Origin of the sequence: Aliidongia dinghuensis, from assembly GCF_014643535.1 — a bacterium.
GTDB classification, from domain to species: domain Bacteria; phylum Pseudomonadota; class Alphaproteobacteria; order ATCC43930; family CGMCC-115725; genus Aliidongia; species Aliidongia dinghuensis.
In genome coordinates this window covers 46426-61851 of the sequence record NZ_BMJQ01000008.1, presented here as the reverse complement: position 1 = coordinate 61851, position 15426 = coordinate 46426, and the positions used below count along the sequence as shown (strand labels likewise).

The following is a 15426-nucleotide window of genomic DNA, read 5'->3' as shown; positions in this document are numbered from 1 at the left end:
CCCCGCGCGAAATCCCCCCACTCCGCCTGCCGACCGGCCAAACGATCCCGGTGACGGTGCGGGTCAGTCCGCGTGCCCGACGCATGGCGCTCCGGCTGCACCCGGCGGTCGATTCGGTCGAGCTCGTGCTGCCGGCCGGCGCCTCGCTCGCGGTGGCGCTGGGATTCCTCGACGGCAAGCGCGGTTGGATCGCGGCCCAGGTCGCGCGCATGCCGCCGCGCCTGCCCTTCGTCGATGGCGCCACCATTCCGGTGCTGGGCCAGGGCCGCGAACTGGTGCTGCATGAGCTCGACCGCGGCCGCCGGCCGGTGTTCCGGCTGACCCAGACGCAGATCGAGGTGACGGGCGATACCGGCAGCCTCGCCCGCCGTACGCGCACCGGCCTCGCCGAGCTCGCGCGCGGCATGCTGGCCGACAAGACCCGCACGCTCGCCCGGCGGCTCGACAAGACCGTCGCGCGCGTCAGCGTCGGCGATCCGCACAGCCGCTGGGGCAGCTGTGCCTCCAGCGGCAACATCCGCTATTCCTGGCGCCTCATCCTGGCACCCGAGCCGATCATGGACTATGTGGTCGCGCACGAGGTGGCGCATCTGGCGGAGATGAACCATAGCCAGCACTTCTGGCGCCTCGTGGCCGACCTCGATCCCGGCCATGACCAGGCGCGCGCCTGGCTGAAGCGCAACGGCCCGCAGCTGCTGCGCTACGGGTGATTGTGCGCCGCACAATTCTGGCGTCTTTAGCGCGAAATCTTTCCTATTATTAACTCAAATCAGCGAGACGCACGTCGCTGCTTGATTTGACCGTTACATTTCAATTGTCGAAAACGCGACGAATTTACTCACCTGCGCGGCGTTGCGCTGGTCAAATTTTTACAATCGGGAAATGACTCGATCGGTAGAGTTGTGCTATTGAATTAAACCCTCTTATAGGTGGCGTCATGTCGTCACAGCACCTTTGTTTCTGCGGAAAAATCGAAGATTCCCAGTCGCACGCACCGGTTGAGTGGCAGGCGTCCGATCGCAGCCTGTCGATTGAGGTCTCGGCGATTGGGGGGCGGCCATGAGCGCCGTGACGAATATCGCCGAAATGGAGTGCCTGGCGGATCTGATCCGTCGGGATCACCCGTCGCTGAAGGCGCTCTCGCTCAGGCCGGACGGCAAGTATCAGTCCCGCCAGATGGCGGCCGATCAGGTGACCGACGCGGTCCGAGCCTGCCTCAGCGCCGCCTTCCGCGATCGGGCGCCCGAGGATTTTCCCCGGCTCTACTGCGCCTGGGGCAAGGCACGCGTGGGTTCGACGGCACTCAACAATCTCTTCGGGCTGAGCGGCCTGCCGTCCTACTACCAGCCGACCAAGGCGATCCTGCGCTGCGCGCTGGCACAAGCCCCGCTCGTCGCCTGGCAGCCGCCGTCCGCGAGCGAGCATCCGGCGCTGTTCAGCAAGGAGACGGCCGGGCCCTATCTCGTGGCCGAGTGCCTCTACAACCCGATCCAGCTGCTGATCGAGGCCGGCTATCCGGCGGACCGGCTGCACCTGATCCTGCTCGATCGGGAGCCGACCGCCTCGCTCAGCTCGTGGTTCGCGAAATGGTCCGACCGGGTGCCCGCGCCGACGCTCGCCACCCATTACGTGCTGGCGACGCTCAACATCTGGCGCATCCGCAATTTCGCCCGCCGCCACGGTGTGCCGGTCACCCACTATGTCTATGAGGCGAGCCGGGATCCCGCGACGAGCGTCGCGGCGCTGTTCCGGCGCCTCGGCCTCGCCGACCGCTTCGATCCCGGCATCCTGACCGACTGGCAGGGCATCGACCGGCTCGACGCGGCGGAGAGCCGCATCCTGTTTCCGGGCGAACCCGCCGTCTTCGAAGTGCCGGGCCTGCATGCGTCCACCGCCGCCTATCGCTATCGGCCGCGGCCGGCCTCGACCGAGGTCGACGCCTATGCCGAGCTGCTGCACCGCACCGGTGTCCACGACACGTACCTTCATTCGGTTGAGCGCTGTGCGGCGGATCTGGCCCTTGCGCCGGACACCGCGGCCCGCCTGTTTGGTCACGGCCTTCCCTGGTTCAGCGCGGCGGCCTGACCGCCGCGCCGGCGCCCCAAGAGGACGAAGACGATGCTGCAACGATTCGCCATCTCCTACCGGCTGATGTTGTTCATCCCGGTCCTGCTGTTGGCCATGGGCGCCAGCATGTACCTGAGCCTGACCGAGCTCCGGGGCAGCCTCGTCGATGACCGCAAGGAGGCGCTGAAACACCTGGTCGAGGTGGCGCAGCATGTCATCGCCGGCTGGCACGCCAAGGAGCAGGCGGGCGGGCTCACGCGCGAGCAAGCCGAAAAAGGCGCGGCCGAGGAGCTGTTCCAGCTGCGCTATGGCGACGACACGTATTTCTTCGCCCAGCGCTTCGACGGCACCACCATGGTGCATATCAATCGCGAGTTCCTCGGCAAGAACCGGCTCGACGCGACCGACGTCGACGGCAACCAGACGGTGCGCAGCCAGATCGAGGCGGCGAAGCACGGCGGCGACTTTGTCTATTACCGCACGTCGCGCACCGGCACGCTCAACGACGCGAGCCGGCTGCAGAAACTCTCCTATTGTTCCGCGTTCGAACCCTGGCAATGGTCGGTCTGCACCGGCATCTATATCGACGACGTCGACGCGATCTATAACCGGATCGCGCTTTTGAGCGGCGGCCTCAGCCTGATCGTGCTCGCGCTGGCCAGCGGCTTCGCCTATCTCATCTCCCGCAGCATCAACACCCAGCTTTCGCGCGTGACCGCCGGGATGAGCCGTCTCGCCGACGGCGACCTCTCGGTCGAGGTGCCGTATCTCGACGACAAGCACGAGATCGGCCGGCTGGCCCATGCGCTCGACGTCTTCAAGCTCAACCGCCGGCGCGCGGACGAGCTGACTGCGGCGCAGGAGCGAGAGGAGAGCGCCAAACGACGGCGCCAGGAGGTCATCGAGGAACTGAGCGCCGACTTCGGCCGCCGCGCCGGCCAGGCGATCGGCCTCGTTGTCGACGCGGCGGAGCAGGTCCAGACCCACGCGGCCCAACTCGCCGCCGCCGCGACGCAATGTCTGGCCCAGGTCGAAACGCTCAATCATGCAGCCAACGAGACCTCGGGCAACGTGCAGACGATCGCCGGCGCGGCGGAGGAGCTGTCGGCGGCCGTTTCGGAGGTCAACCAGCAGATCTTCCGCTCGACCGACGTGTCGGATCGGGCGGTCGCCGAAGCCGGTCAGACGAACAGCACGATGCAGAGCCTCGCCGAAGCGGCGCAGCGGATCGACGTCATCGTCCAGGTCATCCACAACATCGCCTCCCAGACCAACCTGCTGGCGCTAAACGCCACGATCGAGGCTGCGCGGGCGGGCGATGCCGGCAAGGGCTTCGCCGTGGTCGCAAGCGAGGTGAAGGCGCTCGCCAGCCAGACGACCAAGGCGACCGAGGAGATCCAGACCCAGGTCGCCGGCATCCAGACTGAGACCGCCCGGGCGGTCGAGGCGATTTCGAGCATCGGCCGGACGATTTCGGACATCAGCGCGATCTCGACCGGCATCGCCTCCGCGATGGACGAGCAAGGGGCAACGACTCAGGAGATCGCCCGCAGCATCAGCCAGGCGGCGGAGGGCACCAATGCCGTGTCGTCGAACATCGTCGGCGTCGCCGAGGCGGCGAAGACGACCGACACCGCCGCAGCCGCACTCCATCGGGCGTCGGCAAACCTGCGGCAGGAAGCGCGCGGCCTGCATGACGACATGCAGCGCTATTTCGACAAGATCCGTGCCGCCTGAGACACAAAAGACATCCGAGACGCCAAAAACATCCGAGACGCCAAAAAAACCGAGACGACGGAGAAAATTCATGACCGACGCCCCCGCGCCGCCCACCCGGGGCGACGTCTTTTTCTCGGCCGCCATGCACCTGCGCCTGCTGTTGCGCGTCGATCGCATGCAGGCGATCCGGCTCGCCATGCGCCGGGCGATCCGGCCGGGCATGCGTGTGCTCGATGCCGGCTGCGGCTCGGGCATCCTGTCTTTCCTGGCGCTTGAGGCCGGCGCCCGCCACGTGGTCGCGATCGATCGGGACAATGTCGAGCTGGCGCAGGCACTCGCCCGCGAAAACGGCTTCGACGGCCGGATTGATTTCCTTGAGGCCGATCTCACGACGCTCGCCCCGGCCGCGGTGCCCGAGCCGGTCGATGCCCTGATGGCGTTCGTCTACACCAATCACATCGTAACCGACGAGGCACGCTCGGCATTGGTGTTCGACTTGCGCCGGCGCTTCGGGACGGCCGACTGCGTCACCATGCCGAACCGGGTCAGCTATCGGGCTATTCCTTGCGACTGGCCCGAAGCCGATGCCGCGACCGAGCTCGCCGACCTCAGCGCGGCCGTCGGCGACATGGAGCATCGCTACGGGCTCAAATTCGGCGCGCTGCTCGATGCGGCAGGTGCCGAGGCCATGTTCGAGCGCGCCCGGCCGCGGGTCTATGGCGAACGGAAATGGCAGCCCGGCGCCTCGAACGGCGGCTATCGTCACGGCCGCGCGGGTGTCCGCTACCTCGGCGAGCGAACGCCGGTCGCCACATTCCGCTACGATACCGGCGGCGGCTTCGAACCGCTGCCCGGCCAGGTCACGGTGCCGATTGCGGCGCCGGGAACCGTCACCGCCGTGCTCTGGGTCCAGGAGCTGTGGTTCGACGACATGCTGCTCTGGTCGTCCGAATCCGTGAGCCCGGCGGCGACGCCCCTCCCGGTCCGGGCCGGCGACCGGCTCACGCTGGCGCTCGACGAGCGGTGGCGGGCGACCAACCTGATCGCGCTCGAGGCGGGAGCCTGAGCCCGATCGACCGGTACAGCTGTACTGCTGCCTGGCGTTCAGTCGGTCTCGATGCTGAAATGCGCGCGAATGATCCGTTCCGCGCTGCCGTCCTGGCGCAGCATCGCGACCGCTTCGTTCAATTGGCGAGCCGCGTCGGTCTGAGCGAACGCCTTGTTGAGCTGCAGCGCGAGCTCGACGTGTGCCAGCACGAAATCCTGGTCGAAGCGATCGGCGCTGGCGTGGCGCTGCATGATCCGATGCAGGGTCAGGAACGAACCGACGACACCGTCGGCGTGGCCGCCCTCGACCATGGTCATGGCCTGCTCGTAACCGTAGACCGGCACCTTGCGCAGGTCCGGATCGTGGTCGAACGGATCGCCGATCAAGAGACCGCGCGGCAGCGCGATCGTCAGGCCATGCAGCTGGTCATAGTCAGCGAGCTTCAAGCCCTTGCGGAGCGCAACGCCATAGTCGAGCGCAGCCATGGCCTCGCCGCGGACGATGCGATCCGACCGCCCGGCAGCCCACGAAGTGATGGTGAAGCTGCAATTGCCCGACGCGACGTCGTCCAGCGTCCGGGCCAGCGGGGTCGGCGTATAGTCGATTGCAAGTCCGGTATACGCCGCGATCCGCCCGAAGATATCCGGATAGATGCCCCGGTGCGGGTCCGCGGCGGCGCCCCACGGCGGCTCGTCGATCATGCAGGCATCGAGATGCGCCGCCAACTCGGCGGCGATGCCTGACCGGCCCACGCCCAACAGCAGAAGCACGCCGAGGCCAGCCCAGGCAAGCCGCCATCCCTTCCCGAAACACACGCTCAATGATCCACCCCTGCCGGCCACTCCGTCGCCGGCAGCATATCGCCATCCTTGCGACGGAGGCAGTCGGCTTATCGCCCGCCGCCGTTGACGGGCGGCATCCAGCCCGGCCGCTCTTCGCCGGCCGTGGCGGGCGCGCGGGCCGGCGTCACGGTCGCCGGTGCCATGGTCGCCGGCGCCACCTTCGTCGCCTCCTCGAGCACGCGCATGAAGCCGGCGTGGTCTTGCCCCTCGTTGGCCGCGACCGGCGTGTCCGTCTCGTCGGCCGGGCCGGTCGGCAGCGGCCGCGCCGGCATGCCCTTCAGCGCCTCGGTCATGAAATCGTGCCAGGCGCGCGCCGGCAGCGAGCCGCCGGTGACCTTCACCATCGGCGAATTGTCGTCGTTGCCGAACCAGATGCCGGCGACCAGGTCGGCGGTGTAGCCCATGAACCAGGCGTCACGGAAATCGGACGTGGTACCGGTCTTGCCGGCGGCCGGCCGGCCGATGGCAGCGGCCTTGCCGGTGCCGTGCTGGATCACGCCCTGCAGCATGCGGTCCATGTCGCTCACGTACTGCGCCTGGATGATGCGGCCGTTCGTGTTCGGCTGGCGCTGGTAGAACACCTTGCCCGACGCGTCGCGGATCGAGGAGATGCCGTAGGGCCACACCGCGTAGCCGCCGTTGGCGAAGGTCGAATAGGCGGTCGTGAGCTCCATCAGCGAGACCTCGCCGGTGCCGAGCGCCAGGCTCGCATCCTCATTCAAATCGCTCGTGATGCCGAGCCGATGGGCCGTCGCGATCACGTTGTGCACGCCGACCTTCTGCATAACCTGGGCCGCGACCGTATTGATCGATTCGGCAACCGCCTCGGCCATGGTCACGTCGCCCATGTAGCGGGGTTCAAAATCATGAGGCTGCCAATTGCCGATGCGCGTCGGCCCATCGACGAAATGGTCGTCCGGCCGCATGCCGCGCTCGAGTGCCGTCAGATAGACGAACGGCTTGAAGGACGAGCCCGGCTGGCGCACCGCCTGGACCGCGCGGTTGAACTGGCTCGCCTGGTAGTCGCGACCGCCGACCATGGCGCGGACGGCGCCGTCCGGCGACATGGCAACGAGGGCCGCCTGGCTCGCCGCCGCCTTGGCGCCGTCCTTGGCCAGCACCGCTTCGAGCGCGTTCTCGGCTGCCATCTGCATCTTGGGGTCGAGCGTCGTCACGACCGTGATGTCGCCCGAGAGCCCGAAGGTTGCGGCCTGGTCCTCGACCCAGTCGGCGAAATAGCGCATGCCCGGCCGGGTGATCGGCACCTTGCCCAGCACGATGCTCTGCTTCTGGATCGCGTTCGCCTCGTCGGCGCTCAGGTACCCGGCCGCGACCATGTTCGCCAGCACCTGGGCCGTACGCGTCGCAGCGCGCACCTGGTCGCGCGCCGGGCTGAAGCGCGTCGGCGCCTTCACCAGGCCGGCGAGCACCGCGCATTCGTATGGCGTGAGCTGGCGGGCCGACTTGCCGAAATAACGGCGCGAGGCGGCGTCGACGCCCCAGGTGCCGGCACCGAAATAGACGCGGTTCAGATAGATCTCGAGCAGCTGGTCCTTGGTGAAATGCCGTTCGAGCCAGATCGCCAGCACCGCCTCCTGCACCTTGCGCAGCAGCGTCTTGTCAGGCGTCAGGAACAGGTTCTTCGCCACCTGCTGGGTGATCGTGCTGCCGCCCTGCACCATCTGGCCGGCCCGCAGGTCGACGAAGAGGGCGCGCGCCAGGCCCACCGGATCGATGCCGAAGTGATGGTAGAACCGGCGGTCCTCGGTCGCGATCACTGCCTCGGGCAGCGCTTTCGGCAGATCGGAGAGCTTCAGCTCCTCACCGTAGAGATCGCCGTAGGTCGCGATCAGCGAATCGTCGGCGGCCCTGAGCGTGATGCTCGGGTGCCGGCTGGGCTCGGCCAGTTGTGAGGTGTCCGGCAAGGTCGAGGCCGCCCAGGCGATGAGCAGGCCGACGCCGACAGCGCCCCAGACGAAACCCAAGAGGACGAAACGCAGTGCGAATCGCCTGAGTGCCACGCGCCAGGCAGGGCGAGGCTTGGGCGCGCGCCGTTGCTGCTTCGGCGCCTCTCCCTTCGGTGTCCGCCCCCTGGGCCCGCCTGCGGAGAGCGGCGGCCGATCATTCGGCGTCACGCGCACGAGATGCGCCCCCCTTTCACTTCAGATGTCATCCCCCAAATTCCTTGCCCGGCATAGCATGAACGAACGGACGGCCACATGCTCTCGAACCTGATGCCCAGAATTTTGGTAACAGAGTTTGGCAGGATTGCGGTCGTTCTTGCTGCGGCGCGGCCGGAGCGGTAGGGAGAGCGGCGCCCACGGGCGCGTATCGAGTGTCATGGACCAGGACGTGCCGGAGAGCGAGACCATCGAGCGGGACGCAGGCGAGCGAGACGAGGGCGCAGCGTCGGCGGCAGCGAATATCGCCGCCCACGACCGGATCGAACCGCATATCGATCCCGTCCCGCATTTCGAGCCGAATCCGGAAGACCTGGTCGAGACCCATGCACCGGTCTCGCCGGTCGACCTCCATTGGGTCCGCCGCGCGCTCATCTTCGCGGCAGTTTTCCATTTGGTCCTCGTCCTGCTGCTGCTGTTCGGCGCGGGCCGCAGCGGCAGCCGGGTGCCACCGCAGCCAATCCCGGTCCAGCTCGTGCTGACGCCGCCTCAGGACCTGCCGCCGGCGCCACCACCACCGCCACCGCCACCACCCCCGCCGAAGCAGCAGGCGAAGTCGCCGCCGCCCCCACCACCCCCGCCGCCGCCCCCGCCGGGCAGGCTCGCCTCGGCCGACATGGGGCAGCTCAAGGGCGACGATCAGGCGAAGACCAAGTCCGACGACCAGGCCGCCGGCGAGAAGCAGCAGAAGCTGGGCGCGGCTGGGCCGGAAGCGGGCCAGACCGAGCCCGACAAGCAGCAGAGCGAGGCCGGCCCGACCAAGCCCGCCGACGCCGAAGACAAGCAGAGCGAGGCGCCCGAGCAGGATGCGCCGAAGGATACGCGGCAGCAGACCGCCGCGGCCGGCGCCATGCCGCCGCCGCCGCCGAAGCCGGCGCCGCCGACCAATAGCCTGAAAGGGCCGGAGCCGAAACCGTCGCCCCATCCGCACCTGACGTTCGGCGGCAACATTGCCCCGACGCCGCGGCCGCAGGCGCCGGCGCATCAGGAGTCGAAGGCCGCCAAGGTGCCGGGGCCGGATGCGACCCAGGACGAATACATCAGCTATCTCAACGACGTCATGAACCAGCACGTCTACGCCCTGCCAATCGCAGCGCAAGGGCATGGGCAGATGGTGGTCGACGTCACCATTCGACGGAACGGCGTCATCGTCTGGGCCACGATCAAGCTATCCTCGGGCAGTCCGACGCTCGACGCCCAGGTGCGCGCCGCGATCGAGAACATCGGCCGCTTTGCGCCGCTCCCAAGCTATCTCCAGCAGCGTGACACGGTCTCGGTGACGAAGTCGCTGATCTTCCCAACCCCGCCAGAGTTGCGGTAACGAAGCGCGTTGCGGTAACGAATCGCGTTGCGGTAACGATTGGGATCGACAACCGTTCGTTAGGGCCTGCTCGTTAGGACTTGGGGGCCTACCGTCGCTCGCTCGTCAGCCCAAGGGACGAAGCCATGACCAAGACCGCGTCGTCCGCCGGCACCAACATCACCGGCGTCAGCATTCCCGACCAGATCGCCGCGGTGGCGCGCACGCCCGACGCGGCCGGCGGGCATGATTTCGCGGAGCTTCTGGCCCAGGTCTCGGGCGAGAGCGCCTTCAAGCCGCACGCGGTGAACAAGCACACGGGTGCCGCCGGCCCGTTCCAGTTCGTCAAGAATACCTGGCTCTCGCTCGTCAAGCAGCATGGCGAGGCGATGGGCGTGAAGCCGGAGCTCCTGGCCCAGATCAAGACCGACGCGCACGGCCGGCTCACCATCGCCAACCCGCAAGCGCTCAAGGAAGTGCTCGACCTGCGCCATGACCTCAGCCTGTCGGCCAAGATGGCCGCGAAATATCTCGACGAGAACAAGGCCCATCTCGCCCGCATCCTGCACCGGGAGCCGAGCGAGGCCGAGGTGCAGATTTCTTTCCTCCTGGGGCCGAGCGGTGCTGCGCACCTGATCAATGCCGCCAAGAACACGCCCGAGGCGCCGGTCGACCAGATCATGCCCAAGGCCGTAGCGTCCAACCGCAGCCTGTTCCGCGACCATCAGGGGCACACGATGACAGCCGGCCAGGCGGTCGCCCACCTGGCCGCGCGCTACCGCGCCGACAAGGCCAAGTTCGCCGCCTACACGATACCGCCGGCGAAGCCCGCACCCAGCAAGATCGACGCTTAGGGCCGGCGATCGATCGCCTTCACCACCGCGGCGACAGGCGCAATCCATGGTAAAAGCGCCGAGTATTTGACGAGCATTTTATGTAATCGGCCATTGCTGCCTAAGTCATGACAACGACTTGTAAATAAATGGCACGCTAAGGTTGGGCCAGATCGCCGGTTCCGGGAATTCACGACCGGGAATTGTGCGGACACGTCGGACCAGAATCTTCAGACGCCCATTCTCCGGGATTTCCAGACGCCATGCCCAACATGACCAAAGCGCTCCGCGCATCCCTTCTGTCGCTCGTTTTCGTCTCTGTTGCCGGCACCGCGGTCGCGGCCGTCGAGGCCCCGGCGGACTATGTCGGCAAGGTCAATGAGATGATCCACAAGTCGGTGATATATCCGCGGCTCGCCAAGATGCGCGAGCAGGAAGGCACTGTGGCCCTCGCGGTCAAGATCGACGGCACCGGCGCCGCCGATCCGTCAGTCGAGACCTCGTCGGGCAACACCGCGCTCGACAACGCCGCGATCGACGCCGCCAAGAACGCCGCCCCCTTCCCGGCCCCGCCGGGCGGCGATACGCTCGTCCACCTGAAGATCGCCTTCTCGCTGAAGTAAGCGGGCCAGGCCCACACAACAAACGGCGCGGAGGAGTGATCTTCCGCGCCGTTTTCGTTTGTCAGGTGGCGGGGACAGCCCCGCCCCATCCACCGACCAGCGTCATGCCCGGGCTTGACGGTTGAGAGATAGGGTGACGGGTGAACTCACAATGAAATGGGCCCGGTGCTTGCGCACCGGGCCCTCGAAACGAGCGGAGAGACTTACGCCGCGCGGATCTGGTCGAGGAACCGGGTGATTTCCTGGCGCAGGATTTCCGACTGGCGGCCGAGTTCGCCGGCCGAGTTCAGCACTTCGGCAGCGGCGGCACCGGTTTCGCCGGCGCCGGCGCTGACGCGGCTGATGTTGGCCGAGACGTTGCTCGTCCCGCTCGCCGCCTCAACCGTGTTGCGCTTGATGCCCTGGGTCGTAGCCCCCTGCTGCTCGACCGCGGCCGAGATCATGGTCGAGATGTCGCTGATCTCGGTGATCGTGCCGCCGATATGGCTGATGGCGCCGACCGCCTCCTCAGTCGCCTTCTGGATCTCGCCGATCTGCTGGGCGATGTCGTCCGTGGCGCTCGCCGTCTGGGCGGCGAGGTTGCGCACCTCCGACGCCACGACCGCGAAGCCCTTGCCCGCCTCACCGGCGCGTGCTGCCTCGATTGTCGCGTTCAAGGCCAGAAGCTTCGTCTGGGCCGCGATATGCCCGATCAGCTGCATCACGTCGCCGATCTTCTGCGCCGCGCCGACCAGGCCCTGGATCGTATGGTTCGTCCGGTTGGCCTCGTCGACCGCCTTGCGGGCGATCTGGCTCGAAAGATCGACCTGCCGGCTGATCTCGGTCACCGACGACGCGAGCTCGCCGGTGGCGCTCGCGACACTCTCGACGTTGGCGGACGCCTGCTGGGCCGCCTGGTCGACCGCGTCGGCCTGATGGCTGGTCTCGGTCGCGGTCTGGGACATGGTCTGCGACGCAGTGCGCATGCGCCCGGCGGCGGCAGAGAGTGCCGAGATCTCCCGCTCGATCGCCCGGGCGAACTCGGCGATATGGCCTTCCACGCGCGCCTGGCGCTGTTCCTTCGCCGCCTTCTCCCGGCTCTGCTCCGAGGACAGGACGTCGGCCTTTTCCATATTGTCGCGGAACACGCCGATCGCGCGCACCATCATGCCGATCTCGTCCGCGCGTTCGGCGCCGTCGAGCGTCACGGTCAGGTCATGCTGCGACAGGCGGCCCATGATGCCGACGATCTTGAGAATCGGCTTCAGCACCGTCGCCTCGAAGACATAAGTCCCGACGAGGCAGAGCAGCAGCGCCACGATCACGGCCGTGCCGAGCACCCATTCGGTCGAGGTCGCCGTCCGCTCGGCGGCGGTCGCTCCCTCGTCGCCGCGATGCACGTTGAGGTCGACCAGGCCCGTGAGCGCCGTGCGCACCGCGTCGAACGCCTTGCCGCCGTGATCGCGGTAAGCCGCGACCGTCTTCTCGTCGTCGTTCTTGCGCGAGGCGGCATTCAACTGGTCGCTGGCGGTCAGGTAATCGTCCCACGCCGAGGAAAACTGCTGATAGGCGGCCTTTTCGTCCGCCGTCTTGAGCAGCGGCTCGACCGAGGTGCGCAGCTGCTTCATGTCGCCAAGGGCAGTGGTTTCCGTCGCTTCGATCGCATCCATCTGCTTGGCGTCGACCGCCAGCACGTGCTCCGCCTCGAGAATTCGATGGCGCTGGAACGTGTCGGTCATCTTGCCCAGCAGCTGGGTCGTCGGCAGCACGTTGTCCCGCACGTTCGCCGTCGCCGACGCAATGTCGCCCAAGCGAAGCACGGCCAGGATCGCCATGACCGTCAGGACGACGAACAAAGAGCCAAACACCAACCTTACTTTGTATTTTATGGTTAGGCTGGAAATGACACTGCTCATGCCGTTTTCCTTGAAATTGCTGTATTTTCCGAAAGCCTGTCCGGCCGAACGCTTGAGAATCGGCGCGAAGACATGGCCCATGCCGGCACTATACACACAGCGCAAGATTTCTCTATCAGTTTCGCCTGCAACTAGAAGACCACCCAGCGGTGGTGCCGACTAGGATGTTTCGCGGACACTAACCAATTCGTTACCGGGTTGGGCATACGCCTCTTCCCCGGACGCCTCTTCCCCGGACGCCTCTTCCCCGGACGCCTCTTCCATGAGCGACCGACCTCCGCTAAAGATAGGTGTATAAAACTAACTATCTGTTTACGACCCGATACAGGGTCGAAGCGGGTCGGAGTGGAGTGATGGTCGTCGCCCGGAAACCGATGGAAGCCGCCGAACTGGCCGACGCGCTCGGCCCGGCCCTGTTGCGGCTGGTGCGGCAGTTCCGCGCCGGCATGCCGGCAGCCGGCCTGCCGCCGGCCCAGGTGATGCTGCTGAAGCGGGTGCTGGAACAGCCCGGCATCGGCGTGAGCGCGCTTGCCGAGGCCGAGCGGATCAGCCGCCCGACCGTCAGCAGTCAGATCCGGCAACTGGAAGCAGCCGGCCTCGTCGCCCGCCTGCCGGCACCGGACGAGGATCGCCGGCGAGTCGGCCTTGCCATCACACCGTCGGGCCGCGCGCTGCTCAATGCCGTGAAGGACGGCTGGACCCGGTGGCTCGCTCAGCGGCTCACGGCCTTGCCTGAGTCCGGGCGCGCCACGCTCGCGGACGCCCTGCCCCATCTTCTCGCCATGAGCGCACAACAGGAGCAATCCCGATGAGTGCCGACGCTCCGGATACCGCCCCCGCCGGCACCCGAAAGGGCGGCATCCGCACCGTCCTCGTAGGCATGATGCTGGTGCTGATGCTGGGCGCGCTCGACCAGAACATCGTCGCGACCGCGCTGCCGCGCATCGTCGGCGACCTGGGCGGCGTCTCGCGCCTGTCCTGGGTCATCACCGCCTATGTGCTGACCTCGACCATCGCCATGCCGCTCTACGGCAAGCTCAGCGACCAGTACGGCCGCAAGCCGCTGATCTATGCGGCGATCCTCATCTTTCTCGCGGGCTCGGTGCTGGCGGCGCTGGCGCAGACCATGAACGCGCTCATCCTGTTCCGCGCGATCCAGGGGCTGGGTGCCGGCGGGCTGCTGCCGCTCGTCCAGATCACGATCAGCGACCTCGTGAGCCCGCGCGAGCGTGGGCGCTACCAAGGCCTGTTCGGCGCCGTGTTCGCCGGCTGCAGCGTCGGCGGCCCGGTCCTGGGCGGCGCCATCACCGACGCGCTGTCGTGGCACTGGATCTTCTACGTCAACCTGCCGGTCGGTGCCGCAGCGCTGGGCTTCATCGCGATCGGCCTCGGCCGGCCACCGCGGGCGATCCGCCACCGCATCGACTATGGCGGTGCCGTGCTCATCACCATCGGCACGACCGGCCTCCTGCTGCTGATGAGCCTCGGCGGCAACAGCTATGCCTGGACCTCGCCCGAGATGATCGCGGCGGCGCTCGCGGCCGTGATCAGCGTGCCGCTGTTCATCCGCCAGGAACGGCGTTCGGCCGAGCCGATCCTGCCGCTGCATCTGTTCGCGAACCCGACGGTGGCGCGGTCCTGGATCGTGCTGGCCCTCACCTTCACCGGCATGAGTGCCGCGACCGTGTTCTTCCCGCTGTTCTTCCAGCTCGTGCTGGGCGTGGCGCCGACTCATTCCGGCCTGTTGACCGGCCCGCTGATGCTGGGCGTCGTCGCCGCCTCGATCACCGGCGGCCGGCTGGTGAGCCGCACCGGCCGCTACAAGCCGCTGCCTGTCCTGGGGTTGGGCGCTGCGACTCTCGTCTTCTTCGGCCTCGGCTGGACGGCCGAGGCCGGGGGCGGCATCTGGCTCATCGAGCCGTTGATGATCGTGCTGGGCCTGGGGCTAGGCCTGGTCATGCCGACCATGACGGTGGCGCTGCAGAACGCGGTCGAGCTCAAGGACATGGGCACGGCGACCGCGACCTCCGCGTTCTTTCGCTCGCTGGGCGCGGTCGTCGGTGTCGCGCTTTCCGGCGGCATCCTCAGCATGCGCCTGAAGTCGCTGCTGGCGGCAAGCCCGCTCTCGGGCGCCATCGACCAGGCAACGCTGCTCTCGTCCGGCGTGCAGCAGATCGCGCAGATGCCGCCGGCGCTGCGCGACGGCGTGATCGGCCTCTATCGCCCGGCAATCGCCGCGACGTTCCTCGTCGGCGGCGCCATCGCCGGCCTCGCCTTCCTGGTCGTGCTGTTCCTGCCGGAGCTGCCGCTCCGGGCGACCGCCGCCCGATCTGAATCCCAGGCCGAAACCCGCGCCGCCGAGTAGTAAGATGCCGAGTGATCAGAGCTCTTCGATCGGCTCACCCGGGCCCAGATTGGCGCGCATCTGGCACAGCACGCGCCGGAGGCTGGCGATATCCTCGGCCGCGACACCGGCAAGTGCTGCCTGGTTGATGGCACGCGCCTGCGGCAACATGACCTCGCGCAGCGCCCGGCCCTCGTCCGTCAGGTAGATATTGACCTTGCGCTTGTCGATCGGGTTGCGCACCCGGCGCACGAAGTTGCGTTCCTCCATGTTCCTGAGCGCGGTCGCGGTCGTCGGCTCCATCATCTCGACCCGCTGGCTCAGCTCTCGTTGGGTGAGCCCGTCCTCCTCCCACAAGATCCTGAGGAAGTACCACATGCCGATCGTGACGCCGCGGGGTGATATCTCCTTCTGCACGGCGCGAGCAAAGGAACGGTGCGTCATCCGCAGCAAATAGCCGATGCTTTCTTCGAGCGGGAACGAGTACCGGGGCGTTTTATCGTCCATTACCAGGAGCTTCCCAAGTCGCTAGAGCCGTGCCGGCTTCTCCGGCGGGTTTGTATTTGCCCGATCGA

13 protein-coding genes are annotated in these 15426 nt (G+C 67.3%); 9 read left to right on the top strand and 4 right to left on the bottom strand.

The window, feature by feature from the left end; all coding sequences use genetic code 11:
* Positions 1–56 precede the first annotated feature (56 nt).
* The 4 genes from IEY58_RS15930 (at position 57) to IEY58_RS15915 (ending at position 4852) form a co-directional block, all read left to right on the top strand.
* Positions 57–710 (top strand): M48 family metallopeptidase, encoded by a 654-nt coding sequence (locus IEY58_RS15930; protein ID WP_189047500.1) that lies wholly within the window; start codon positions 57–59, stop codon positions 708–710.
* Between the two features lie 349 nt (positions 711–1059).
* Positions 1060–2085 carry a sulfotransferase family protein gene (locus IEY58_RS15925; RefSeq protein WP_189047498.1) on the top strand — a complete coding sequence of 342 codons (1026 nt, stop codon included), beginning with the start codon at positions 1060–1062 and terminating at the stop codon, positions 2083–2085.
* A 33-nt stretch (positions 2086–2118) separates the two neighbouring features.
* Complete coding sequence (locus tag IEY58_RS15920) at positions 2119–3804, top strand: methyl-accepting chemotaxis protein (RefSeq protein ID WP_189047496.1); 1686 nt, start codon at positions 2119–2121, stop codon at positions 3802–3804.
* A 70-nt stretch (positions 3805–3874) separates the two neighbouring features.
* The gene (locus tag IEY58_RS15915) at positions 3875–4852 is read left to right on the top strand and encodes a methyltransferase domain-containing protein (RefSeq protein ID WP_189047494.1); all 978 of its coding nucleotides are present in this window, start codon (positions 3875–3877) and stop codon (positions 4850–4852) included.
* A gap of 38 nt (positions 4853–4890) precedes the next feature.
* Here IEY58_RS15915 and IEY58_RS15910 read toward each other — a convergent pair whose 3' ends face one another.
* Together IEY58_RS15910 and IEY58_RS15905 are read right to left on the bottom strand one after the other, a co-directional pair.
* Entirely contained in the window at positions 4891–5649 is a 759-nt protein-coding gene (locus IEY58_RS15910; RefSeq protein ID WP_189047492.1) for a substrate-binding periplasmic protein, read from the bottom strand.
* 74 nt (positions 5650–5723) lie between these two features.
* Positions 5724–7817 carry a transglycosylase domain-containing protein gene (locus tag IEY58_RS15905; protein WP_189047490.1) on the bottom strand — a complete coding sequence of 698 codons (2094 nt, stop codon included), beginning with the start codon at positions 7815–7817 and terminating at the stop codon, positions 5724–5726.
* A 199-nt stretch (positions 7818–8016) separates the two neighbouring features.
* On the opposite strand from IEY58_RS15905, the gene IEY58_RS15900 reads away from it, so the two are divergent.
* The 3 genes from IEY58_RS15900 to IEY58_RS15890 all read left to right on the top strand — a co-directional run bounded on the left by IEY58_RS15900 (position 8017) and on the right by IEY58_RS15890 (position 10612).
* Positions 8017–9177: a TonB family protein gene (locus IEY58_RS15900; protein ID WP_189047488.1), complete on the top strand. Its 1161-nt coding sequence runs from the start codon at positions 8017–8019 to the stop codon at positions 9175–9177.
* A 125-nt stretch (positions 9178–9302) separates the two neighbouring features.
* A complete protein-coding gene (locus tag IEY58_RS15895; RefSeq protein WP_189047486.1) occupies positions 9303–10010 on the top strand; it encodes a lysozyme family protein in 708 nt (235 codons plus the stop codon).
* A 242-nt stretch (positions 10011–10252) separates the two neighbouring features.
* The gene (locus IEY58_RS15890) at positions 10253–10612 is read left to right on the top strand and encodes a TonB family protein (protein ID WP_189047484.1); all 360 of its coding nucleotides are present in this window, start codon (positions 10253–10255) and stop codon (positions 10610–10612) included.
* A gap of 203 nt (positions 10613–10815) precedes the next feature.
* On the opposite strand, the gene IEY58_RS15885 is transcribed toward IEY58_RS15890, so the two are convergent.
* Complete coding sequence (locus tag IEY58_RS15885; protein ID WP_268237578.1) at positions 10816–12507, bottom strand: methyl-accepting chemotaxis protein; 1692 nt, start codon at positions 12505–12507, stop codon at positions 10816–10818.
* A gap of 353 nt (positions 12508–12860) precedes the next feature.
* Here IEY58_RS15885 and IEY58_RS15880 point away from each other — a divergent pair, with 353 nt between their 5' ends.
* Both IEY58_RS15880 and IEY58_RS15875 read left to right on the top strand, forming a co-directional pair.
* Positions 12861–13319, top strand: a complete 459-nt coding sequence (locus tag IEY58_RS15880) for a MarR family winged helix-turn-helix transcriptional regulator (RefSeq protein WP_189047480.1) — start codon at positions 12861–12863, stop codon at positions 13317–13319.
* Positions 13316–14872: an MDR family MFS transporter gene (locus IEY58_RS15875; protein ID WP_229743752.1), complete on the top strand. Its 1557-nt coding sequence runs from the start codon at positions 13316–13318 to the stop codon at positions 14870–14872. The genes IEY58_RS15880 and IEY58_RS15875 overlap by 4 nt, the downstream gene beginning before the upstream one ends.
* A 15-nt stretch (positions 14873–14887) precedes the next feature.
* Here IEY58_RS15875 and IEY58_RS15870 read toward each other — a convergent pair whose 3' ends face one another.
* A complete protein-coding gene (locus tag IEY58_RS15870; RefSeq protein ID WP_189047479.1) occupies positions 14888–15358 on the bottom strand; it encodes a MarR family winged helix-turn-helix transcriptional regulator in 471 nt (156 codons plus the stop codon).
* Between the last annotated feature and the right edge of the window lie 68 nt (positions 15359–15426).

What these genes read in the sequence shown, in the direction of transcription:
- IEY58_RS15925 (WP_189047498.1), top strand. Translation starts at nt 1,060, where the DNA reads ATGAGCGCCGTGACGAATATCGCCGAAATGGAGTGCCTGGCGGATCTG.
- IEY58_RS15920 (WP_189047496.1), top strand. Translation starts at nt 2,119, where the DNA reads ATGCTGCAACGATTCGCCATCTCCTACCGGCTGATGTTGTTCATCCCG.
- IEY58_RS15915 (WP_189047494.1), top strand. Translation starts at nt 3,875, where the DNA reads ATGACCGACGCCCCCGCGCCGCCCACCCGGGGCGACGTCTTTTTCTCG.
- IEY58_RS15900 (WP_189047488.1), top strand. Translation starts at nt 8,017, where the DNA reads ATGGACCAGGACGTGCCGGAGAGCGAGACCATCGAGCGGGACGCAGGC.
- IEY58_RS15895 (WP_189047486.1), top strand. Translation starts at nt 9,303, where the DNA reads ATGACCAAGACCGCGTCGTCCGCCGGCACCAACATCACCGGCGTCAGC.
- IEY58_RS15890 (WP_189047484.1), top strand. Translation starts at nt 10,253, where the DNA reads ATGCCCAACATGACCAAAGCGCTCCGCGCATCCCTTCTGTCGCTCGTT.
- IEY58_RS15885 (WP_268237578.1), bottom strand. Translation starts at nt 12,507, where the DNA reads ATGAGCAGTGTCATTTCCAGCCTAACCATAAAATACAAAGTAAGGTTG.
- IEY58_RS15880 (WP_189047480.1), top strand. Translation starts at nt 12,861, where the DNA reads ATGGTCGTCGCCCGGAAACCGATGGAAGCCGCCGAACTGGCCGACGCG.
- IEY58_RS15875 (WP_229743752.1), top strand. Translation starts at nt 13,316, where the DNA reads ATGAGTGCCGACGCTCCGGATACCGCCCCCGCCGGCACCCGAAAGGGC.
- IEY58_RS15870 (WP_189047479.1), bottom strand. Translation starts at nt 15,358, where the DNA reads ATGGACGATAAAACGCCCCGGTACTCGTTCCCGCTCGAAGAAAGCATC.